A 21,066-nucleotide genomic window follows, 5' to 3' on the forward strand; every position below is an offset into this window, starting at 1 on the left:
TTTGGTTTTTTGTCCAACCTACCGAAATAGGATCGGAAAATCCAGCGCTAGGTTGGGGGGCGGTCAGGTGATCGCGCGCAACTGTTGCCTCGGGGCCGCGCTTCCACTGTGCAACCCGTCATAGGGATCGTCGGGGCTCAGCATCATGTCGACGGTCTGACGCAGCACCTGACGGCGGCCGCGCGACGAATAGAACCCGCCCGCCACCTGGCTCGTTTCGAGAAGATAGCGGCGATAATCGGCATAGGCCTTGCGGTCGGGGCGTTCGGCCCCGGCAAAGAAATCGACGAGCGGTTTGGTCGAGACGAATTCCGGTTTGGCATAGACCGCCGCGCCGAAGGTCTTGAGCGGGATGCCACGCCAGAGCACCTGTTGCGCGGCGGTGGAATTCACCGTGACGGCGCTGCGGGCCTCGTCCAGAAGGGCTGCAAGTTTGCCGCCGCGAACATAGTGCACACGGTCCTTGATGCCGTATTTACGGGCCAGGGCGCGGAGGTCGCGGCGGACGGGGGTGCGGCCGTCTTCGAGGGGGTGGGCCTTGACCACGAGGTGGTGGTGCAGGGGGGCGCCTTGGGCAAAGCCGGAGACCACCGTGTCGAGAAATTCGGTCATGGTGGAGAAGGGCGAATGCATCTGGAAGCTGCTGTCATGTTCGAGCTGCAGAAGCGCCAGATGATAGGGAAAGCCGCCGTGCCGGATGCGCCATGTGGCGATGCGCCGGTCGATGGCCTGAAAGGGCATCAGGGCCAAGCGTTTGAGATACAACCCGAATTCGGCGCTGACGCTGAGCGTGCGATGAGGCCGGAAGCCGCGATAGCCCCGGTTCCAGAACAGCACGAACCAATGATAAAGGGCGCCGTAGAAGATGTGGTGGCGCATGTCGCCCCAGCTGGCGGGGGGCAGGGCGCTGTCCATATCGGACAATTCGAGGTCGCGGCGCATCTGGGCGACGCTCATCTCCATCAGCCGCGAATTGCCATTGCTGCCGCCGCGCTCATAGGTGACCCAATAGGGGCGCAGATAGCCCTCTTCAAAGACATGGATGGTGATCCCGGCGGCGCGGGCCTGGGCCACGGCTTCGGCATGGATCGGGCGGGTGTCGCCATAGAGCACGATGTCGGTGACGCCCTTCTCGGCGATGATCTCGCGCAGCCGGTCGGACCAGGCTTCGGGCGTGTCGGCATAGGGGATATAGCTCGCCGATTGCGGCCAGAACACCCGGTCGCCCATGTTGAACCCCACGCGCCAGACCTCGGCGCCGGCGCGTGTCAGCATTTTGCCCAGCCGTGCGAAAAACGGGCCATGCGGCCCTTGCAGGAACAGGAAAACGTGTTTTTTGCCAGCGGAATAGGCCATTGTCTGAAGGTGCGTCCGATCAGGTAGGGTCAAATCTCTGGGGGCAAAGCTAGATCGAAATTTAGGCAAAATTAAGGTGAAAACGCCTCGCTTCTTGTCATGGCGCGGCGGGGCGGATAGGTCAGGGAAAAGCCTGAGGGAGCGAGAGATGTTCACTGGTATTATCACGGATCAGGGCGAGATCAGAGATCTGGAGCAGCGCGGCGATCTGCGGGCGCGGATCGGCTGTCACTATGACATGGATGGCGTCGATATGGGCGCGTCGATTGCCTGTGACGGGGTCTGTCTGACGGTGGTCGCCATGGGGGCGGATTGGTTCGATGTGGATGTCTCGGCAGAGACCGTGTCGAAGACCAATCTCGACACCTGGGCCAAGGGCCGGACGGTCAATCTCGAACGGGCGCTCAAGGTCGGGGACGAGCTTGGCGGGCATATCGTGTCGGGCCATGTCGATGGCGTGGCCGAGGTGATTTCCGTGAAAGATGAAGGGGATAGCACCCGTGTGACCCTGCGCGCGCCAAAGGCTCTGGCGCGGTTCATCGCGCCCAAGGGATCGGTTGCGCTCAACGGTACGTCGCTCACGGTGAACGAGGTTGAGGGCTGTGATTTCGGGATCAATTTCATCCCGCACACCAAGGAAGTGACCACCTGGGGCCGGGTCGCCGTGGGGGACCGGGTCAACCTCGAGATCGACACGCTGGCGCGCTATGTGGCGCGGCTGCACGAGGCGGATTAACCTTTTACAAAACTCAACTTAAGCCGGAAAAATGCCCTGTCGGTGAGACGTCGGTATAACGACGGTAAAGCGACGGTAGGGGATCTGACCCCGCGCCGCGCGGGGCGCGGGCGTTAACCTATTTGCGAGATTTCTCCCGGGGCCAAACCCGCCGAAAACGGTGGGTCGGTGACAGGTCGGTATTGCGTCGGTAAAGCGACAGTGCGGGTTTTGACGGAATGCCAGCCGAAATCCCGCCGAAACCCAGCCCAAACTCAGGCGAAAAATCAGTCGTTATCGGTGAGCCCCGCGCCCGCCCCGGCGAGGCGGCTCGCCTCGGTGTCGGGGGCATAGGTGCGATGCGCCATCGCGCCGAGCCGCGCCGCATCGCCCGGCTCGATATGGCCGCGCCAGGCGCGGCGGACGGGCAGACCGCGCGGCGCGCTGTCCGCGCGCGCGACCTCGGCCAGCGCCGCCAAGGGCCGGCGCGGATCGGCGGCGGAGAGGTAGGAGCACCGCTCGAACCGGGTGATGGTCACGCCCTCATAGGAGAGCCGCAGCCCGGTGCCGGTCATCTCGGCGGCGGCGGCCACGAAAGGGTAGAGCAGGAGCGGCTCGATCACGTCCTCAAGCGTGATGACCTCGCCCGCCGCCAGCGTTTCGGCCAGATCGCAGAGCGTCGCCCCGGCGCTGATCGGGCAGAGCCGCCCACCGGGGGCGGCCCAGGGCGCGGCGAGCCGGGCGGGGCGGATCATCGACGGCTCGGCCCGGTCGCAGGCGGCGAGCACCTGCGCCAGCGCCGCCGCCCCGTCGAGCCCCATGGCGCAGAGCCAGCGGGTGGCGCGGCCCGCCTCTTCGGCGAGGCCCCAGCTATAGCCCGCGCCGCGCGTCGCCTTCTTGGCCAGCCCTTCGATTTCGCCCAGCGACCAGCTCATGCCATATCCTCTGCGTCGGTGGCCCCGTCGACGGTGCTGCCGTCGAGCATCGGATAGGTCCAGTCGTCGGCATTGCCCTCGGAGAGCTCTTCGGGGAAGGGGGCGTGTTGGAACATGGTGATGCGCAGCCAGCGGTCGGAGCGCGGATCGAAATGGCAGGCGCCGAAAAAGCTCAGCTTGGCGCGCAGCATGTCGATGGGCATCATCCCGGCGTCGATCGTGTTGTCGCGGATTTCGGCATAGGGGTGATCGCCGGTGATCTGCACCCGGCGGATGATGTGGCGGTGCTGCGGATGGGTGAGCAGGAACTCGGCCACGGTTGCGGCATCGCTGCGCAAGAGATCGGCATGGAGCCGGGCCGCGTCGCGCCCGGGGCAGAGCGGCTGTTCGTAGTCGTCGAGATCCTCGTCGAAACGCTGGCCGAGCCGGGGCTCGAGCTTGGCCTCGGAGACATACCAGACGCGGGCGCGGGGGTCTTGCGCTCGCCAGTCGATGGCGAGTGCCCAATCGTAGATGTCCTCGGTCAGCGCGCGCAATTGGGCGAGCGGCATCGCGCCCTGAATACGCATGCAGTCTTGTTCCTCGCAGGACATGGTGGAGGTCAGTTCGTCCACCAAGAGCCCGTAGGGTTCGAGCAGCAGCGAGGCGATCTGTTCCTGACCTTCGAGTGAACAGCTCTCTTCGGCCCAGCGAAACACCCGGTCCCAGGGGCGGTCGTGGATCAGATCGGCCTCGGGCAGCCAGTCGCAGAGCCGGTCGAGATCGGCGCGCAGCTCGGCCAGTTTCGCCAGTTGCACGGGATGCTCGGATGTCCAGTCCTGCGCATGGCGGCGGGCACGATAGGCATAGTCGCGAAAGGCCGCGGCCTCGGCCGGGGCGGCGGCGGGCAGCGAGCGGATGCGCGCCAGCGCGGTTTCGCGGGCATTGATCCATTGATGGATGAGCACCGGGTGATGGATGAGAAAGGGCGCCATGCCAAGCCCGGTGGAATTGCCGATGCCAAAGCTGCGGCGCAGCGCCGGGGCCAGCGGCACGGCGGTGTCCGGCGACCGGGTCCGCGCCATATGTTCGACCAGATCCATGATGAAGGCGCGGGTCAGATAGACCGAGAGCATCTCGACTTGAAACGGTCCACGGCATTCGTCGCGTGCAGCACTTTGTTCGCGGTCGGCGGCGCCGAATTTGCCCGAGCCATAGACCGCGGTGGTGCGCATCAGATAGCCCACCTCATGGATGCGGGCGGGATCGGGCTGCGTGCCTTGGGCGAGGCAATCGACCACGTAATCCCACAGCCGCACCGAGCGGTTGGCCCGGCTCAGCGACAATTCGCGGTCCGAGATGCGGCCCGCCTCTTGTTTCGGGACATTGCGGGCGAGGCGGATGATGTCGGCCTCGGTGGGGATGCCGTCGAAGAGGGTAAAGGTCGCGTCCCAAGCGGTGGCGATCACCCGGTCCGAGCGCAGATGCGCGGGCAGGTCATGGGCGAAGGCCACAAGGGAATAGGAATGGGTCGGGCCATGGGCGGTATAGATGGCATGGCCGGTGCCGCGCGCGTCGATCTCGAAGGCGCGGGTCTCGAACCGCCAGTTTTCCGCCCGGAGCCGCCGCAGCAGCGTGCGCATGAAGGACAGGCGCGATTGATGGAAGGACCCGAGCCGGGCGAGACGCATGACATCGCGCGGGGCGCGCTTGGGCACCTGGGTGGCCTCGGCTGTCGCTGTCATGGTCTGGCCCGTCATCTGGCGATCCTGTCCCTATGTCCCGTTACGCTGCCTTGGCGGGGGTGAAGTTGGTGTCGAAGAAACGATACCAATTGCCGCCCATCAGCCCGGCCACCTCGTCGGGGGCAAAGCCGATCTGGCGCAGCCCGTCCTCGATCTTGCCAAAGTCGCGGTTGTCGCGGAACCAATGCGGCTGATCCGGGAAGCCGGGGGCGGCGGCGGAGCCTTCGCCATAGTCGATCTCCTTGGACCAGCGGCCGACGCGCATCCATTCGACGACGCTGTCGGGGTGATCTTGGCACAGATCCGAGCCGATGCCGAAATGTTCGACGCCAAAGCGGTCGGCGGCGGTGGCGATCATGGCGCAGAACTCCTCGAGCGTGCAGTCGGTTTTGCCCTTGAGGTGGTGGGGATACATGGAAAAGCCCATCATGCCGCCGTTTTGGGTCACCGCGCGCACCACATCGTCGCGCTTGTTGCGCAGGGCGGGTTGCCAGCTGTGGAGATTGGCGTGGGTGATGGTGATCGGACGTTCCGAGTGATCCGCCGCCTCGATGGTCGAGCGGTCGGCTGAATGGCTCATGTCGACGACGAGGCCCACGCGGTTCATTTCGCGGATGACCTGTTTGCCCATGCGGGTGAGGCCGGGGTCCTCGGCCTCGTAGCAGCCGGTGGCGAGCAGCGACTGGTTGTTGTAGCTCAGCTGCATGAAGCGGCCGCCGAGCTCGTGCAGGATCTCGACGAGGCCGATGTCATCCTCGATGGGCGAGGCGTTCTGGAAGCTCAGGAAAATGGCGGTGCGGCCGGTGTCGCGAGCAAGTTTCACATCGCTGGCCCAGCGGCCCTTGAAGATCAGATCGGGGTAGGTTTCGAACCAGCGGTTCCACTGCGCCATGTTCTGCACGGTTTCGCGGAAATTCTCGTGATAGCAGATCGTTGCGTTGACCGCATCGACGCCGCCTTCGCGCATCTGGCGAAAGATTTTCTCGGACCAATTGGCATATTGCACGCAGTCGATGCGATAGGTCATGCGGGCTCTCCAGCGGCGATATAGGCGGTTTTGACCACGGTGTAGAAGTCGCGGGCGTGCACGCCCTGTTCGCGCGGACCAAAGGAGCTGTCGCCGCGCCCGCCGAAGGGGACGTGGTAATCGGTGCCGGCGGTGGGCAGGTTGACGGTCACCACGCCGGTGCGGACGTTGCGGCGGAAATGGGTGGCGCGGGCGAGGCTTTGGGTCACGATCCCGGCGGTGAGGCCGAAATTGGTGTCGTTGACGGTGGCCAGAGCCTCGTCATAGCTGTCGACGCGGATCACGCTGGTCAGCGGCGCGAACATTTCCTCGCGGTTGATGCGCATGTCGTTACGGGTGTTGAGGAAGACGCCGGGCGACATGAAATAGCCCTCGGTCTCGCGCTCGAGCCGCAGACCGCCGCAGGCCAGCTCGGCCCCTTCAGAGCGGCCAAGCTCGACATAGGCGAGGTTCTCGTCGAGCTGCTGCTGGCTCACCACCGGGCCCATCTGGGTGCCCTCGGCCAGCGCATGGCCGACTTTCATCGCCTCGGCCCCGGCGATGAGTTTCTCGACAAAGGCGTCATGAATGCCCGCGTGCACGACGAGCCGCGAGGAGGCGGTGCATTTCTGGCCGGTGCCGCCGAAGGCGCCTCCGAGCGCCAGGCTCACCGCCAGATCGAGATTGGCGTCATCCATCACGGCAAGCGCGTTTTTCGAGCCCATTTCCATCTGTACGCGGGTGAAATTGCCCACCGCCGCCGAGGCGATGCCCCGGCCCACCGGCACCGAGCCGGTGAAGGAGATGGCGTCGACGCGGGGGCTTTCGACCAGACGCTGGCCGACATCGCGGCCCGCGCCCATCACCAGGTTGAAGAGACCGGCGGGGATGTCCTGACGGGCGATGATTTCGGTGAGCGCCACGGCGGAGGCCGGGGTGATATTGGCGGGTTTCCAGATCACCGCATTGCCATAGGCGAGCGCCGGGGCGATTTTCCAGCTGGCGGTGGCGGTGGGGAAGTTCCACGGGCTGATCACCGCGACGGTGCCGACCGGTTCGCGGCGCACATCGACCTCGACCCCGGGGCGGACGCTGTCGGCGTTCTCGCCGATCTGGCGCAGGATTTCATGGGCGTAATAGGTAAAGAACTGACCGGCGCGATAGACCTCGCCACGGCCCTCGGCGAGCGGCTTGCCCTCTTCGCGGCTCAAGAGCGTGCCGAGCTCTTCGGCGCGTTGCATCATCTCGGTGCCGATGGCCATGAGCACCGCCTGTTTGCGCTCGAGCCCGTAACCGGCCCATTCCGCCTGCGCCTTGGCGGCGGCGTCGAGGGCTGCGTCGAGCTGATCGGCGCTGGCCTGTGCATAGGTGCCGACGAGGTCCGACAGATCGGAAGGGTTGCGATTCTCGACCGCGTCCTGGCCCGCGACCCATTGGCCCGCAATATAGTTTTTCTGAAGCTCGGTCATGACATCACCCGCGATATGAAAGGAAAGACGCCCCAAGGGGGCGGTTGCCCACATCAAGACCGGAAAGACCCGTTAAGGCAAATGCAAAAAACTTGAAAAATATTCAGTTAATTTGAATTTTAGTCTTGGCGTGTGTCAGGGCCGTCGGCGGGGCGCGGTGACATGCTGCGCGGGCGCACGGGTTTGAGCGTCGCACGGTCGAGATCGGCGGCGCGCAGGGCGGCGACCAGCGCCCGTGTGGCCGGGGTCTGCATCATCTGCGGCGGGGTGAGCATCCAGACCTCGCGCCGGGTCTCGCATTGTTGCAGCGGCAGAAATTCGAGGTCGAGAAATTCCGGCAGGATCGACAGTTCCGGCAGGATCGAAATGCCCGCCCCGGCGCGCACCATGCTCAGGATCGAGGCGGTGTTGCGCACAAAGAGGGTCGAGCCGTCGAGGATCGGCTGAAACCCCGGGTCGGGGATATGCTGGCAGAGCCCATTGGCGATAAAGCGGTGATCGGCGAGATCGGCCCAGTCGAGCCGCGACCAGTTCTGTGCCAGCGGGTGATCGACGGGGCAGACCACGCCAAAGGCATCGGTCAGCACCAGTTCGCGGTCAAACCCCTGCATCGGGCCGATGGAGGCGAGCGCGATATCGGCGCGCCCGGCGGCAAGATCGCGCTGGATCGTGGCGCTATCTGTGTCGCTGATCTCGACCCGGACGCCGGGAAAATCCTGCATGAAGGATTTGAGCAGCGGCGGCAGGATCACCTGCGCCACCGAGGGCGTGGCCGAGAGGCGCACATTGCCATGTTCGGCGCGCGACAGGCTCTCGATGCTGCGCACGGTGCGTTCAAAATGATCAAGCTCGCGCTCGGCCTCGGCGCGGATCAACTCGCCCAGGGGGGTGAGCCGCGATTTGCGGGCGGATTCGAACAGCGGCGCGCCGATGTGATCCTCGAACTGGCGCAACATCATCGAGACCGCCGAGGGCGTGCGCCCCAGCATATCGGCCGCGTCCGCAAGGCTGCCGTGATCGGCAACCGCCCGGAAACAGCGCAGCATCTCGATCTTGATCGCCATCGCGTTCTCCTTGGATGGGCGGCATGTGCCAGGGCAGGCTAGGGGCAGGCCTCTGGGCAGGTTTCTGGGCAGGCTAAGGGCATTTCCTTTACTTTGCCATAAGCCGTGTTGGAAAAGAACTGCGCCGGGGGTCTGGGCCGGGTCAGTGCGGGATTTCGCATCTTGCCCGTGGCCGGGGAATTTGAAATAACCGGACTGGATCAAGGAGTATGCCATGTCTGCACGTATTTTCCGCCCGGCCCGCACTGCGATGTCGTCGGGCACGGCCAAGACCAAACATTGGGTTCTGGAATATGTGGCGGATCAGGCGCGGGCGGTGGATCCGCTCATGGGCTGGACCTCTTCGGCGGACACGCAGGCTCAGGTGCGGATCAATTTCCCCACCAAGGAGGCCGCGCTCGACTATGCCCAGGAGCATGGGATCGACGCCGTGGTGCAAGAGCCCAAGACGCGCAAGCCCAACATCCGCCCCGGCGGCTATGGGGAAAATTTCGCCACCAACCGGCGTGGCGTCTGGACCCATTAACCCCCGGTAACCGGCCCACCGCAGTCTTGAAAAGACTGCGAATGGAAATCTTTTCAAGATTTCCCTCTCAGAGCCGCAGGCATTGGCGGGACCGATGCCACACCCTGCGGTCCCCTGTCTCGAAAGGCCTGCGCCATGCAGATCACCCATCTCGTCACCCATTCCGGCGGGTTTCATGCCGATGAGCTCTTGTCCTCGGTGGTGCTCAGCCGGCTCTATCCCGAGGCCACGATCGTTCGGTCGCGCGAGGCCGAGTGGATCACGCCGGGGGCGGGGCGGATCATCTATGACGTGGGGCGGGGCTATGACGCCGCGGCGCGGCTCTTTGATCATCATCAGCGGCCCAACCCGCTGCGCGAGGATGGCCAGCCCTATAGCTCTTTCGGGCTGATCTGGCATCACTACGGGCGCGATTATCTGAGGGCGCTGGCGGTGCCGGAGGCGGATATCGAAGAGGTCCATGCCGCCTTTGATCGCGGCTTTGTGCTACCCGTCGATCTTTTGGACAATGGCGCGATTGATCCTTCGGAGGCCGGGGCGCTGGCGGGGATGACCCTGCCTGAGCTCTTGGAGACGCTGAAGCCGGTGTTTGACGACCGGGGCGAGGCGGCGGATGACCGGGCCTTTGCCGAGGCGCTGCCGGTGGCGCGGGCCTTTGTCGAGGCGGGGGTGCGGGCGCGTGCGGCCAAGCGCCGGGCCGAGGCGATGGTCAGCGAAGCGATCGTCGCGGCGGGGGCGTCGCGGGTGCTCGAGCTGCCGATGGGGATGCCGTTCCGCTCGGCGGTCGAGAAGGCGGGGGCGGATCATCTGCTGTTCGTGGTGCATCCGCGCGGCGAGGATTGGGCGCTCACCACCATCCGCAAATCGGGCGGCAGTTTCGAGAACCGGGCCGATCTGCCCGAGGCTTGGGCCGGGCTCACCGATGTGGCGCTGGAAGAGGCGAGCGGAGTCGCGGGCGCGAAATTCTGTCACAACGGGCGATTCATTGCCGTGGCGGCGACGCGCGAGGCGGTGATGGCGCTGGCCGATCTGGCGGTGGCCGAGGCGGGCTAGGCTCGCGCGCGGCGGATGAGCGTCGCGCTGTAACCTGTTACATAGCGGGATTTTTTGCCTATTGGGCCTGCGCCGCGGGATAGCGGTGCGGGGGCGGTGCATTTTGCTGTTTGGCGGGTGATCGGATATTGCGATCATAATTGATCGAAAAATACAGTTTTATCTTATACCAGAAATTCGGCATGCTTCGGGACCTATCAGGAGGCCCGAATGGAATCGCCGATCACTCTGCCCAAGCTGCGCCATGCCGATCTTGCGCCACTGTCTCTGACCCAGGTGCGCCGCGCGATGCGCGAGAACCGCTATGCGGGGCCAACGGCGGGGCTCTGTGACGGGCGGTTGCAGTGCAATATGGTGATCCTGCCCGCCGCTTATGGCGCGGAGTTTCAGACGTTTTGCGAAGAGAACCCGGTGTTCTGCCCGCTCTTGGGCGTGTCGGAGCCGGGGCAGCCGCATCTGCCCGCCTTGGGCGCCGAGATCGACCTGCGCCATGATCTGCCGCTGTTCTTCGTCTATCGCCCCGGTCAGACGGTCGAGCGGCGCCAAGATATTTCGGCGCTCTGGCGCGACGATTTTCAGGCCTTTGCCATCGGCTGTTCCTTTACCTTTGAACATGCGCTGATGCGCGAGGGGATTGGCATGCGCCATATCGAGGAAGATGTGACCGTGCCGATGTATCGCACCGATATCGCCACCGTGCCGTCGGGGGTGTTTTCCGGCCCGGCGGTGGTCAGCATGCGGCCGGTGCGCGAGGATCAGGTCGACCGGGTGGCCGAGATCTGCCGCCAGTTCCCCCATGCCCATGGCGCGCCCATTCATGCGGGCGATCCGGCCACCATCGGCATCCAGGATGTGATGCGGCCCGATTGGGGCGATGCGGTCAGTCTCAAGCCCGGCGAGGTGCCGGTGTTCTGGGGCTGTGGCGTCACCTCGCAAATGGCAGTGACCCAGGCCGCGCCGGAGATCGCCATCACCCATGCGCCCGGTGCGATGCTGATCACCGATGCCGATGAGATTGCGCCGCCGGGCTGGGGCCGGGCGGCACAGTGACCATGCGTGCGAGTGCGAAGACGGTTCAACACGACGCTTTACCACGGGTTCAACAAGGAGAAACGAGATGAAAAAGACACTGGGCCTCATGGCCGCAACCCTCGCCGTCACCGGCGGCACCGCCATGGCCGAAGAATTTTCGGTGGTCGGCAGCTGGAGCGGCCTGCCGCTGCACAAGCAATATGAACAGCCCTTCTGGACCGAGAAACTGCCCGCGATGAGCGATGGCCGGATGAGCGCCAACCTGACCACCCATGACCAGATGGGCATCAAGGGCGGCGACGTCTACCGGATGCTCGGCGAAGGCGTGTTCGATGTCGGCATGACCGTGGCCGATTACGCGGTGGCCGACACCCCGGCGCTCGAAGGGCTCGATGTGCCGCTGATCGCCGCCGATGCCAAAGCGGCGCAGGCGATGGTCGAAGCGGCGCGTCCGATGATCGACGACATCTATGCCGATGTGTTCAACGCCAAGGTTCTGGGCGTCGCGCCCTATCCGCCGCAGGTGGTGTTCTGCAACGCCGAGATCGGCTCGCTCGAGGACCTCAAGGGCAAGAAAATCCGCGCCTCGGGCCGGATGACCGGCAAGCTTCTGGAGGCGCTGGGCGCCGAGGCGGTGAGCGTGGGCTTTGGCGAGGTGCCGGGCGCGCTGCAAAAAGGCGTGGTCGATTGTGCCGTGACCGGCGCCGGGTCGGGCTATAGCGCCGGCTGGTGGGAAGTGTCGACCCATCTGATGCCGATCCCGCTCGGCGGCTGGGACCCGGTGGTCACCGCGATGAACATGGACCGCTGGAATTCGCTCAGCGATGAGGACAAGGCGCTGGTGCAAAAGGCCGTCACCGAAGAGCTCGAGGCCCCCGCATGGGCCAGCGCGCAAGATGCGCTTGCCACCGATGTGGCCTGCCTCACCGGGCAGGGCGACTGCCCGACCGAGGCGCGTGACATGATCCTCGTCGAGGCCTCCGCGGCCGATGCCGAGACCGCGCGCAACATCCTCGTGACCGAAGTGCTGCCCGACTGGGCCGAGCGCGCCGGTGGCGATTGGGGTCAACGCTGGAACGACACCGTGGGCAAGAGCGCCGGCGTCGAAATCCCGCTCAACTAAGCGGCGGGTCTGGCGATGACACAGCTTCTCATCCTGCTCGGGCGGGTGAATGAACGGCTGGCGCTGGCGGCGGGTCTGCTGCTGTTGCTGAGCGTTTCGGTCACCCTGTTTGATGTCGTCGCCAGGCCTCTCGGCCTGTCGCTTGGCGGGACCGACGAATTGTCGGGCTATGCCATGGCCATCGCGACCAGTTGGGGCATGAGCTATGCCCTGACCAACCTCACGCATGTGCGTATCGACCTCGTTCGCGCCCGCGGCTCGGCCCCGGTGCGGGCCTGGTTCGACGCGGTGTCGATCCTGTCGCTGGCGGCGGTGGCGGTGACCATCGGCTATCGCGGCTGGCCGGTGCTGGCCAAGTCGATCAAGAACGGCTCGACCGCCAACACCACGCTGGAGACGCCGCTGTGGATTCCACAGTCGCTCTGGATGGCGGGCTGGCTCTGGTTTGCGCTCTCGGGCGTGGTGCTGGCCGTGGTGGTCTGTGTGTTTCTGGCAGGCGGCAAACATGCGGAAATTGATGAATTCGCCGGAACGCGAGGTGAGATATGATCCTGTTTACATCCGGGGGACTGTTTGCCCTGCTGGCCATGTCGATCCCGGTCGGCATCGTTCTCTTTCTGCTCGCCTTCGGCATTGATGCATTTTTCAGCCCCTTTCCCCTGATGCGGGGTCTCGGGCAGGTGGTCTGGTCGTCGTCCAACAGCGCGACGCTCATCGCCATTCCCTTCTTTGTGCTTTTGGGCGAGATCCTCGTCCGCAGCGGCGTGGCGCGGCGCACCTATGCGGCGCTCGAGGCCTGGGTGTCCTGGCTTCCCGGCGGGCTGATTCATGCCAATATCGCCACCGCGACGCTGTTTTCGGCGACCTCGGGGTCCTCTGTCGCGACCGCCGCGACGGTGGCCTCGGTGGCGACACCGCAGGCCGACAAGCTCGGCTATGATCCCAAGCTATTCTCGGGCGCGATTGCGGCGGGCGGCACGCTCGGCATCATGATCCCGCCCTCGATCAACCTCATCGTCTATGGCTTTCTGACCGAGACCTCGATCCCCAAGCTGTTTCTGGCGGGGCTGGTGCCGGGGCTGATGCTGGCGCTGCTGTTCATGGTGGTGACGGTGATTTTCTGCGTCATCAAACCGTCGCTCGGCGGGCCGGGCATCTCGGCCACCTGGGGCAAGCGGATGGCGGTGCTCGTCGATCTCGTGCCGCTCCTGGGCCTGTTTGGCACCATCGTCGGGGTGATCTATGCCGGCTGGGCCACGCCCACCGAAGCCGCCGCCATCGGCGTCGCCATGGCCTTTGCCATTGCCGCGACCCAGACGCGGATCACCTGGGAGATGGTGCGCGAGAGCCTGTTGGGCACGGTGCGCACCACCGCGATGATCATGCTGGTGGTGATCGGGGCCTATGTGCTCAACTTCGTGCTGACCGCCGCCGGGGTGAGCCGGGCCTTGCAGGATTTCCTCGGCAATCTCGGGATGGGCGCGCTCGCCACGCTGTTGGTGATCGTGGTGATCTATATCGTGCTCGGCTTCTTCATCGAGACGCTGTCGCTCATGGTGGCGACGATCCCGATCGTGGTGCCGATCGTCGAGCAGCTTGGCTATGACAAGCTCTGGTTCGGCATTCTGATGATCATCCTTGTCGAAATGGCGCTGATCACGCCGCCGGTGGGGCTCAACCTCTATGTGGTGCAAGGTTCGCGCGAAAAGGGCCCGCTCACCGATGTGATGCTGGGCGTCATCCCCTATGCGCTGGCGATGCTGGCGATGGTGGGGCTGTTGATCCTCTTCCCGGCGATTGCGCTGTTTCTTCCCAACACTCTTTGAGACCAGATTAGGACCGAACGAATGAAAGTTACCCATGCAGGCCAGCCCGTCACGCTGACGGTCGATCACCTCTATGTCGCGGGCTGGACCGGGCGCGATGCGGCGGCGGTGCAGCATCACATTGACGAGCTGGCCGCGCTCGGTGTGGCGCCGCCGTCGCAGGTGCCGCTCTATTACCGGGTGTCGAACGGGCTCTTGACGCAATCCGATCTGATCGAAGTGCAGGGCGAGGGCAGTTCCGGCGAGGTCGAGCCGCTGCTCATCCAGCAAGATGGCACGCTCTGGCTTGGGCTGGCGTCGGACCATACCGACCGCGATCTCGAGGTCTATTCTGTGGCTGCCTCGAAACAGGCCTGTGCCAAGCCGATGGCGCGCGAGGTCTGGGCCTTTGACGCGGTGAAAGACCGGCTCGACGAGCTGCAGCTGCTTTGCGAGATCGAAGAGGGTGGCGAATGGGTCACCTATCAGGAAGGCACGCTGGCCGCGATCCGGCCATTGGCAGAGCTCTTGAGCGGCTCGGGGCTTGGCGGCAATGCCGCGATGCTCTGTGGTACGCTCGGGGCGCGCGGCGGGGTGCGTCCGGCGGCGCGCTATCGCATGTCGCTCAGCGATCCGAAGACCGGTGAGGCGATCCGCCTTGACTATGCGGTGCGGGTGCTGCCAATCGTCGCCTGACCCCAAAAGAGGAGCACCGCGCCATGACGCTCGACCAGTTGATCACCTTTCTATGGGTGTCGCGGCTTGGCGGGGTGCGCCGGGCGGCGCAGGAGATGAACATTTCGCAACCGGCGGTGTCAGGGCGGATTGCCGCGCTCGAACAATCGCTGGGGCTGCAGCTCTTTGAGAGGGCGCAGCGCGGCGTGACCCTGACGAAAAAGGGCGTGCTGCTGCGCGATTACGTGGAAAAGATCGTCGACCTCGTCGAAGGGATCAAGGCCGATGTGGTGCCGCCCGAGGCCGAGGACAGCCTGCTGCGCATCGGGGTGGCAGAGACCATCGTGCAGCTCTGGCTGCCCAAGTTCCTGTCGGCGCTCTATGAGGCCTATCCGCGCATCCGGGTCGAGATCGTCGTCGATGTCTCGGTCAACCTGCGCCAGCAGCTGATGGAGCGGTCGCTCGATCTGGCGCTGATGATGGGGCCGATTTCCGATCACACGGTCGACAATGTCGATCTGCCGCCTGTGGCGCTCACATGGTTCCGGCCCGCGAACCGGCCCGAGCCGGATCTGCGCAGCACGCCGGTGGTGAGCTATAACCGCAATTCGCGCCCCTATCGCGACCTGCGCCGTCAGCTGATCGACCGCTATGGCCATTCGACCCAGATGTTCCCCACCAGTTCGATCCATGCCGGGCTTGAAATGGTGGCCTCGGGCATCGGCGTCGGGCTTTTCCCGCATCAGTTTGCCGAACAGCTTGTGCGGCAGGGGCGAATCCTGCCCTTTGATCCGGGCTGGAAGCTCGACGATCTGCATTTTACCGCCTCGTTTCTGGGCGATCCCCGGAGCGAGCTTTGCGCCCGTGCCGCCGATATCGCGGTGGCCAGCGCCTCCAATTATCTCAGCGAGAAGACACTATGAGCCAAGATAACCCCTGGTCGCCCGCCACGGCGCTGTCCCGTCTTGATGCCGCGCTGGCGCGGGTGGAAGAGGGCGGGCCGGACGCCCGCCATGTCTTTACCCAGACCTTTGCCGAAGACGCCCGCGACGCGGCGCGCGCGGCGGCGCAGGCCTCCGGGCCGCTGGCCGGTACGCTGACCGGGCCTCTGGCCGGGGCGCTGGTGTCGATCAAGGATCTCTTTGACGTGGCGGGCCATGTGACCCGCGCCGGCACCCGGTTCATGGCCGAAAACGCCCCCGCCAAAGAGGATGCCGAGGCGGTGGCGCGGCTGCGTCGGGCCGGGGCGGTGATCATGGGCCATACCAACATGACCGAGCTCGCCTATTCCGGGCTTGGCCTCAACCCGCATTACGGCACGCCGGAAAACGCGCGCTATCCCGGAGCGATCCCCGGCGGGTCGAGCTCGGGCGGCGCGGTGAGCGTGGCGCAGGGCCTGTGCGACATTGCCATTGGCACCGATACCGGCGGCTCGCTGCGCATTCCGGCGGCGTTCAACGGCATCGTCGGGTTCAAACCGACGCAAGCGAGCGTGTCGCGGCGCGGCTGTCTCGCCCTGTCGCGCAGTCTCGACAGTGTCGGGCCGATGGCGCGGAGCGTGGCCCATGTGCGGCTGGGCTATGAGGCGCTGAAACAGCCGACGAAATGCACGCCCAATGCGCTCGTCCGTGAATTTGTCATCCCCGAGAATTTCGGCATGGAGGATCTGGAGCCTGCGGTGGCGACAGGCTTTGCTGCCGCCGTGGCACGGATCGAGGCGGCGGGGCATAAGGTCAGCCGTGCCAGCCTCGCATCGCTTGAAGCGATGAAATCGCTGGCGGTCTGGCAGTTTTCGGCGGTGGAATGCCGGGGCGAATATGAGGACGCCTATCAGAGCCAGCGCGATCTGTTCGATCCGCGCGTGGCGAGCCGGATGGCGCGGGCCGAAGAGACGAGCGCGGTGGGCTATCGGCAGACGCTCAACCAGCGGGCGGCGCTGATCGAGGCCTTTGAGGCCGAGCTTGCCGGTCGGGTTCTTTTGATGCCGACGGTGCCGATCCTGCCGCCGAGCTTCGCCGCGATGGAAGATGACGAGAGTTATGGCCGCGTCAATCTGCAGGCGCTGCGCAACCCGACCATCGCCAATGTGATGGACGGCTGTGCGATCTCGCTGCCCTATGCCCATGGCGGCGATTGGATCGGCGTGATGATGATCGCAGGCCATGGCCGCGATACCGCGCTGCTCGATCTGGCCGAAGCTTGCGAGGCGGTGCTGGCGGGCTGAGGCCTGGCCTGTGAGAGGCCTAAAGCCTGTCTGTGACCGCAAGACCCGTGCCGCCCAAAATTTGTGCGGCCGGGTCTTTACTTTGAAATATGTCTGGCCTTAACTGCGCCTCGTATCCGGGCCGCCTGGCAGATCACCTGCGCCGCCCCAAGGAGACCCTTGGGAAAGCGCAGCTCTCATCTGCAGACTATCAGCGCCAGCCAGATCATTTCCCCCCGTCCGATGGCCCGCCATTGGCGGGTCTTTCATTTTGTAACACCCCGCGCCCGAGATTGAGGGCCGGGCACAGACGCGCGGGCGCGCGCCCCATTTGGGCCGGACGGAGCAGGATATGAGCCAGATCGAGACGCTGAGCGACCGCGACCACGCGGCACAGGTGCTGCGGCTGGGGCTGCCTCTGGTGGGCAGTCATCTGGCGCAGATCGCCATTCACCTCACCGATTCCGTGATGCTTGGCCGCTATAGCGTCGAGGCGCTGGCGGGGCAGGCGCTCGGTAGCACGATGTTCTTTGTGATCTTTATCGTGGGCTCGGGCTTTGCGCTGGCGGTGATGCCGATGGTGGCCCGCGCCCATGCCAGTCACGAGCCCCTGCAAGTGCGCCGGGTGACGCGGATGGGCCTATGGATTTCAATGGCTTATGCGGCGGTGTTGATTCCCGTTCTCTACATGTCAGAGAGCATCCTGCGCGCCATCGGCCAGACCGATGCGGTGGCCAGCGTCGCCGGGGCCTATCTGCGCCTCGCGGGCTGGGGGCTGATCCCGGCGCTTTTGGTGATGGTGATCAAGAGCTATCTCTCGGCGCTGGAACGGACGCAGATCGTGCTCTGGGTGACGCTGGCGGCGGTGGCGCTCAATATCGCGATCAACTGGCTGCTGATCTTTGGCAATCTCGGCTTTCCCGAGCTGGGGGTGCGCGGCGCGGCGGTGGCCTCGGTGATGGTGGCGGCGGCCTCGGCGCTGGCGCTCATGCTCTTTGCGGCGGGGATGCAGGCGGGGCATGATCTCTTTGGCCGGTTCTGGCGGCCCGATTGGGCGGCGCTGCGCGATGTGGCGCGGATCGGCGCGCCGATCGGCCTTACCAACCTGATGGAATCGGGGCTGTTTGCCGCCGCGACGGTGATGATGGGCTGGCTCGGCACCGTGCAGCTCGCGGCGCATGGCATCGTGCTGCAGATCTCGGCGGTGACCTTCATGGTGCATGTGGGCCTCAGCAATGCGGCGACGATCCGTGCGGGGCAGGCGCTTGGCCGGCGGGACGGGCCGGGGCTGCGGCGCGGCGGGCTTGTGGCGCTTGTGCTGTCGGGGGTGGCGGCGCTGGGCGCGGTAGCGCTGTTTCTGAGCCTGCCGCAACAGCTCGTCGGGCTCTTCCTCGGCTCGGATGTGCCGGACCGCGGCGCGGTGCTGGCGGCTGGCGTGGTGCTCATGTTCGGGGCGGCGCTGTTTCAGGTGGTGGACGGCGCGCAGATCATGGCGCTCGGCCTCCTGCGCGGGGTGCAGGACACGGTGGTGCCGCTGGTGCTCGCGGTCATCTGCTACTGGGGGGTGGGGATCAGCGCGAGCTATGTGCTGGGCTTTGTCTTTGACTTTGGCGGCTTGGGTGTCTGGCTTGGGCTGGCGCTGGGCCTCTTGCTGGCGGCCTGTTTCCTGCTCTTGCGCTTTTTCCTCTATTCCGGGCGCGGCGTCAGCGCCTGAGCGCCTGAGCGCCGGGGCAGGGGTCGGCGTTAGTCTTCGTCGTCATCCTCTGCGGTGCCGGTTTCCGCCAAGAGCCGATCGGCCTTTTTGCGCACCAGAACCGCGCGCAGATCATGCATCGCCAGCAAAAGCGCGTCAGTCACCGCCTCGAGCTGTTCGTCATTGGCCTTGGACTGCGCCCAATGGGTCGTCAGGTTGAGGTAATCCACCGCGCGGTGAATGTCGTCGATCTCGCGCCAGGCGAGCACCTCTGTGCGCTCTTCTATCCAATCGGAGATCGCCGCCATATCCGCATCCGACAGCTCGCGGTCGCCATGCGGCTTGACCTGGCCGTTGCGGATATTGACCACGGCGATCTGATCCATGTCGATGCGGCGCTGCCGGTTGGCGGTGTCGATGCGATAGACAAAGGCACCGTTTTCGCGCACGCGAAAGTAATACTCGGGGAGATCACCGCTCATGTGATGTTGCCTCTTGACGGGTCATCGTTTGTCCAGCCGCGCCGAGGCCGGTGCGGTAACTGTAGCAGTTTGCATCTGAAAAACAAATTAACCCCGCGTCAAAAACGCGTGACCCTGTCTCGCCGATCGGGGCTCAGCTGAGCCCCTTGCAGAAGGCTTCGATCCGGTCGCAGGCCTCGGCGAGCGCCGCGTCAGAGGTCGCATAGCTCACCCGGAAATTCGGCGATAGACCGAAGGCCGCGCCAAAGACCACCGCGACGCCCTTGTCCTCCAACAGCGCCTTGGCGAAGGTTTCATCATCCGCGATCTTGGTGCCGCCCGGCGTCACCTTGCCGATCAGCCCGGCGATGGACGGGTAGACATAGAACGCGCCCTCGGGCGTCGGGCAGGTAATGCCCTCGATGGCGTTGAGCCGCTCGACCACCATGTTGCGGCGGCGTTTGAACACCTCGTTATTGGCGGCGATGAACTCATGCGAGCCGTTGAGCGCCTCGACCGCCGCCCATTGCGAGATGGTGCAGGGGTTGGAGGTACTCTGCGACTGGATCTTGCGCATGGCGGAGATGAGCGGCTCGGGCCCGGCGGCATAGCCGATGCGCCAGCCGGTCATGCAATAGGCCTTGGACACGCCATTGCAGGTCAGCGTGCGGTCATAGAGCGCCGGTTCCACCTCGGCGGGGGTGCAGAACTCGAACCCGTCATAGGCGAGATGCTCATACATGTCGTCGGTCATCACCCAGACATGCGGATGCCGCAAGAGCACATCGGTCAGCGCCTTGAGCTCGTCACGGCTATAGCCCGCGCCGGTCGGGTTCGACGGCGAGTTGAAGATGAACCATTTGGTCTTGGGGGTGATCGCCGCCTCGAGCTGGTCCGGGGTCAGCTTGAACCGGCTCTCGAGCGAGGCCTCGGCCACCACCGGCGTGCCACCGGCGAGCAGCACCATGTCGGGATAGCTCACCCAATAGGGGGCGGGGATCACCACCTCGTCGCCGGGGTTCAGCGTCGCCATCAGCGCGTTGTAGAGGATCTGTTTGCCGCCGGTGCCGACCGACACCTGTTTCGGCGTATAGTCGAGCCCGTTGTCGCGTTTGAACTTGTCACAGATCGCCTGTTTCAGCTCGGCAATCCCATCGGGGGCGGTGTAGCGCGTCTTGCCCTCGTCGATGGCGCGTTTGCCGGCCGCGCGGATATGCTCGGGCGTGTCGAAATCCGGCTCGCCCGCGCCGAGGCCGATGACATCCTTGCCTGCGGCCTTGAGCTCGTTCGCGAGGGTGGTGACCGCCACGGTGGGCGAGGGTTTTACGCGGGCGAGGGTGTCCGACAGGATGCTCATGATCGACTCCGGTTTGAAAGATCGCTCCCGCTGTCATAGGTTTGCGCCTATGATTGATCAAGCCAGAACGAAAGATGAGGATTTCATGACCGAGACGGATAGCGAACAGACCTGGTATGACCCCGATGCCACCACATTCGGGGATCGCCTGGCAGGGGCGCGCGAGGCCTCGGGGATGACCCAGACGCAATTGGCGCGGCGTCTTGGCGTCAAGGAAAAGACCATCGAGAAATGGGAAAATGACCTCTCCGAGCCGCGCGCCAACCGGCTGTCGATGCTGGCGGGGCTGCTCAATGTCTCGATCCTGTGGCTGATTTCCGGCGATGGCGATGCGCCCGAAGCGCCGGGCGAAAGTGCCGCCTCCGAGGCGACGCTCGATGATCTGTTGCGCGAGCTGCGCCAGGTGCAGGCGGTGCTCACCCGCAGCGCGGCGCGGATCGAGCGGCTCGAGACCCAGATTTCGGCGGTGCTCGGCGCATGAGCGAGCCGCGCGATATCCGGCTCAAGCGGCTGACCATGCGGTCGATGCGGCGCGGGATCAAGGAGATGGACATTCTCCTGACCCGCTTTGCCGAGGCGGAACTGGCGTCGATGCCGCAAGAGGGGCTCGATCTCTATGATCGGCTGCTCGAAGAAAACGATCAGGATCTCTATGCTTGGGTGACGGGCCAGACCCCCGCGCCAGAGCCCTTTGCCGGGCTGATCGCGCAGATCGCCGCCCCGTCAGAGGCGGCGAAATCCTGACAGGATTTCGGAGGGCTTTCTTTGCAAGAAAGCCTTCCGCACCCGCTGCGGTGATAAAATAGCTCGCATTTTACAAGCTATTGGGTGGGTTTAACCGATTATTCGGCAATCTCGCGCAGTCTTGC

Annotated in this window: 21 protein-coding genes; 13 read left to right on the forward strand and 8 right to left on the reverse strand. The window is 65.0% G+C overall.

The annotated features are described in order from the left end of the window. Window positions 1-63 precede the first annotated feature (63 nt). Window positions 64-1,356: a capsule biosynthesis protein gene (locus ISM_RS12880; RefSeq protein WP_009814618.1), complete on the reverse strand. Its 1,293-nt coding sequence runs from the start codon at window positions 1,354-1,356 to the stop codon at window positions 64-66. A 148-nt stretch (window positions 1,357-1,504) separates the two neighbouring features. Here ISM_RS12880 and ISM_RS12885 point away from each other — a divergent pair, with 148 nt between their 5' ends. Further along, window positions 1,505-2,092, forward strand: coding sequence for a riboflavin synthase (locus ISM_RS12885; RefSeq protein ID WP_009814619.1), 588 nt, complete (start codon window positions 1,505-1,507; stop codon window positions 2,090-2,092). 266 nt (window positions 2,093-2,358) lie between these two features. Here the strand turns inward: ISM_RS12885 and ISM_RS12890 are convergent, their stop codons facing one another. The 5 genes from ISM_RS12890 to ISM_RS12910 form a co-directional block, all read right to left on the reverse strand. Further along, a complete protein-coding gene (locus tag ISM_RS12890) occupies window positions 2,359-3,006 on the reverse strand; it encodes a DUF3726 domain-containing protein (protein ID WP_009814620.1) in 648 nt (215 codons plus the stop codon). Then, complete coding sequence (locus ISM_RS12895; protein ID WP_040618073.1) at window positions 3,003-4,730, reverse strand: hypothetical protein; 1,728 nt, start codon at window positions 4,728-4,730, stop codon at window positions 3,003-3,005. Before ISM_RS12895 ends, ISM_RS12890 begins: the two co-directional genes overlap by 4 nt. A gap of 40 nt (window positions 4,731-4,770) precedes the next feature. Then, a complete protein-coding gene (locus ISM_RS12900) occupies window positions 4,771-5,757 on the reverse strand; it encodes a membrane dipeptidase (RefSeq protein WP_009814622.1) in 987 nt (328 codons plus the stop codon). Continuing rightward, complete coding sequence (locus ISM_RS12905; RefSeq protein WP_040618537.1) at window positions 5,754-7,205, reverse strand: aldehyde dehydrogenase family protein; 1,452 nt, start codon at window positions 7,203-7,205, stop codon at window positions 5,754-5,756. The genes ISM_RS12900 and ISM_RS12905 overlap by 4 nt, the downstream gene beginning before the upstream one ends. Window positions 7,206-7,324: 119 nt before the next feature. Continuing rightward, on the reverse strand, window positions 7,325-8,269 hold the full coding sequence (locus ISM_RS12910; protein ID WP_009814624.1) for a LysR family transcriptional regulator: 945 nt from the start codon (window positions 8,267-8,269) through the stop codon (window positions 7,325-7,327). A 214-nt stretch (window positions 8,270-8,483) separates the two neighbouring features. Here ISM_RS12910 and ISM_RS12915 point away from each other — a divergent pair, with 214 nt between their 5' ends. The 10 genes from ISM_RS12915 to ISM_RS12960 all read left to right on the forward strand — a co-directional run bounded on the left by ISM_RS12915 (window position 8,484) and on the right by ISM_RS12960 (window position 18,400). Next, window positions 8,484-8,795 (forward strand): ETC complex I subunit, encoded by a 312-nt coding sequence (locus tag ISM_RS12915; RefSeq protein WP_040618074.1) that lies wholly within the window; start codon window positions 8,484-8,486, stop codon window positions 8,793-8,795. 135 nt (window positions 8,796-8,930) lie between these two features. Beyond that, on the forward strand, window positions 8,931-9,848 hold the full coding sequence (locus ISM_RS12920; protein WP_009814626.1) for an MYG1 family protein: 918 nt from the start codon (window positions 8,931-8,933) through the stop codon (window positions 9,846-9,848). 210 nt (window positions 9,849-10,058) lie between these two features. Further along, complete coding sequence (locus ISM_RS12925) at window positions 10,059-10,898, forward strand: putative hydro-lyase (RefSeq protein WP_009814627.1); 840 nt, start codon at window positions 10,059-10,061, stop codon at window positions 10,896-10,898. A 67-nt stretch (window positions 10,899-10,965) separates the two neighbouring features. Then, the gene (locus ISM_RS12930; RefSeq protein WP_009814628.1) at window positions 10,966-12,003 is read left to right on the forward strand and encodes a TRAP transporter substrate-binding protein; all 1,038 of its coding nucleotides are present in this window, start codon (window positions 10,966-10,968) and stop codon (window positions 12,001-12,003) included. Between the two features lie 15 nt (window positions 12,004-12,018). Next, a complete protein-coding gene (locus ISM_RS12935; protein ID WP_009814629.1) occupies window positions 12,019-12,552 on the forward strand; it encodes a TRAP transporter small permease subunit in 534 nt (177 codons plus the stop codon). Next, on the forward strand, window positions 12,549-13,829 hold the full coding sequence (locus ISM_RS12940; RefSeq protein WP_009814630.1) for a TRAP transporter large permease: 1,281 nt from the start codon (window positions 12,549-12,551) through the stop codon (window positions 13,827-13,829). Before ISM_RS12935 ends, ISM_RS12940 begins: the two co-directional genes overlap by 4 nt. A gap of 21 nt (window positions 13,830-13,850) precedes the next feature. Then, window positions 13,851-14,504: a DUF2848 domain-containing protein gene (locus tag ISM_RS12945; protein ID WP_009814631.1), complete on the forward strand. Its 654-nt coding sequence runs from the start codon at window positions 13,851-13,853 to the stop codon at window positions 14,502-14,504. Window positions 14,505-14,527: 23 nt separating this feature from the next. Next, entirely contained in the window at window positions 14,528-15,406 is an 879-nt protein-coding gene (locus ISM_RS12950) for a LysR family transcriptional regulator (RefSeq protein WP_009814632.1), read from the forward strand. Then, a complete protein-coding gene (locus ISM_RS12955) occupies window positions 15,403-16,707 on the forward strand; it encodes an amidase family protein (RefSeq protein WP_009814633.1) in 1,305 nt (434 codons plus the stop codon). The genes ISM_RS12950 and ISM_RS12955 overlap by 4 nt, the downstream gene beginning before the upstream one ends. Window positions 16,708-17,038: 331 nt before the next feature. Beyond that, on the forward strand, window positions 17,039-18,400 hold the full coding sequence (locus ISM_RS12960; protein WP_009814634.1) for an MATE family efflux transporter: 1,362 nt from the start codon (window positions 17,039-17,041) through the stop codon (window positions 18,398-18,400). 29 nt (window positions 18,401-18,429) lie between these two features. Here the strand turns inward: ISM_RS12960 and ISM_RS12965 are convergent, their stop codons facing one another. Then, window positions 18,430-18,861 carry a hypothetical protein gene (locus ISM_RS12965; protein WP_009814635.1) on the reverse strand — a complete coding sequence of 144 codons (432 nt, stop codon included), beginning with the start codon at window positions 18,859-18,861 and terminating at the stop codon, window positions 18,430-18,432. Window positions 18,862-18,994: 133 nt separating this feature from the next. Further along, on the reverse strand, window positions 18,995-20,197 hold the full coding sequence (locus ISM_RS12970; protein WP_009814636.1) for a pyridoxal phosphate-dependent aminotransferase: 1,203 nt from the start codon (window positions 20,195-20,197) through the stop codon (window positions 18,995-18,997). An 85-nt stretch (window positions 20,198-20,282) separates the two neighbouring features. On the opposite strand from ISM_RS12970, the gene ISM_RS12975 reads away from it, so the two are divergent. Beyond that, the gene (locus ISM_RS12975; RefSeq protein ID WP_040618539.1) at window positions 20,283-20,678 is read left to right on the forward strand and encodes a helix-turn-helix domain-containing protein; all 396 of its coding nucleotides are present in this window, start codon (window positions 20,283-20,285) and stop codon (window positions 20,676-20,678) included. Next, complete coding sequence (locus tag ISM_RS12980) at window positions 20,675-20,941, forward strand: succinate dehydrogenase assembly factor 2 (protein ID WP_009814638.1); 267 nt, start codon at window positions 20,675-20,677, stop codon at window positions 20,939-20,941. The genes ISM_RS12975 and ISM_RS12980 overlap by 4 nt, the downstream gene beginning before the upstream one ends. Window positions 20,942-21,066: the final 125 nt, after the last annotated feature.

The sequence above is a fragment of the Roseovarius nubinhibens ISM genome, assembly GCF_000152625.1.
GTDB lineage: Bacteria > Pseudomonadota > Alphaproteobacteria > Rhodobacterales > Rhodobacteraceae > Roseovarius > Roseovarius nubinhibens.

Bases quoted from the DNA above. Each gene is read 5' to 3' on its own strand.
- ISM_RS12960 (WP_009814634.1), top strand. From the start codon at position 17,039: ATGAGCCAGATCGAGACGCTGAGCGACCGCGACCACGCGGCACAGGTG.
- ISM_RS12910 (WP_009814624.1), bottom strand. From the start codon at position 8,269: ATGGCGATCAAGATCGAGATGCTGCGCTGTTTCCGGGCGGTTGCCGAT.
- ISM_RS12970 (WP_009814636.1), bottom strand. From the start codon at position 20,197: ATGAGCATCCTGTCGGACACCCTCGCCCGCGTAAAACCCTCGCCCACC.
- ISM_RS12945 (WP_009814631.1), top strand. From the start codon at position 13,851: ATGAAAGTTACCCATGCAGGCCAGCCCGTCACGCTGACGGTCGATCAC.
- ISM_RS12925 (WP_009814627.1), top strand. From the start codon at position 10,059: ATGGAATCGCCGATCACTCTGCCCAAGCTGCGCCATGCCGATCTTGCG.
- ISM_RS12920 (WP_009814626.1), top strand. From the start codon at position 8,931: ATGCAGATCACCCATCTCGTCACCCATTCCGGCGGGTTTCATGCCGAT.
- ISM_RS12975 (WP_040618539.1), top strand. From the start codon at position 20,283: ATGACCGAGACGGATAGCGAACAGACCTGGTATGACCCCGATGCCACC.
- ISM_RS12965 (WP_009814635.1), bottom strand. From the start codon at position 18,861: ATGAGCGGTGATCTCCCCGAGTATTACTTTCGCGTGCGCGAAAACGGT.
- ISM_RS12895 (WP_040618073.1), bottom strand. From the start codon at position 4,730: ATGACAGCGACAGCCGAGGCCACCCAGGTGCCCAAGCGCGCCCCGCGC.
- ISM_RS12915 (WP_040618074.1), top strand. From the start codon at position 8,484: ATGTCTGCACGTATTTTCCGCCCGGCCCGCACTGCGATGTCGTCGGGC.
- ISM_RS12950 (WP_009814632.1), top strand. From the start codon at position 14,528: ATGACGCTCGACCAGTTGATCACCTTTCTATGGGTGTCGCGGCTTGGC.
- ISM_RS12880 (WP_009814618.1), bottom strand. From the start codon at position 1,356: ATGGCCTATTCCGCTGGCAAAAAACACGTTTTCCTGTTCCTGCAAGGG.
- ISM_RS12885 (WP_009814619.1), top strand. From the start codon at position 1,505: ATGTTCACTGGTATTATCACGGATCAGGGCGAGATCAGAGATCTGGAG.
- ISM_RS12935 (WP_009814629.1), top strand. From the start codon at position 12,019: ATGACACAGCTTCTCATCCTGCTCGGGCGGGTGAATGAACGGCTGGCG.
- ISM_RS12890 (WP_009814620.1), bottom strand. From the start codon at position 3,006: ATGAGCTGGTCGCTGGGCGAAATCGAAGGGCTGGCCAAGAAGGCGACG.
- ISM_RS12900 (WP_009814622.1), bottom strand. From the start codon at position 5,757: ATGACCTATCGCATCGACTGCGTGCAATATGCCAATTGGTCCGAGAAA.
- ISM_RS12955 (WP_009814633.1), top strand. From the start codon at position 15,403: ATGAGCCAAGATAACCCCTGGTCGCCCGCCACGGCGCTGTCCCGTCTT.
- ISM_RS12905 (WP_040618537.1), bottom strand. From the start codon at position 7,205: ATGACCGAGCTTCAGAAAAACTATATTGCGGGCCAATGGGTCGCGGGC.
- ISM_RS12980 (WP_009814638.1), top strand. From the start codon at position 20,675: ATGAGCGAGCCGCGCGATATCCGGCTCAAGCGGCTGACCATGCGGTCG.
- ISM_RS12930 (WP_009814628.1), top strand. From the start codon at position 10,966: ATGAAAAAGACACTGGGCCTCATGGCCGCAACCCTCGCCGTCACCGGC.
- ISM_RS12940 (WP_009814630.1), top strand. From the start codon at position 12,549: ATGATCCTGTTTACATCCGGGGGACTGTTTGCCCTGCTGGCCATGTCG.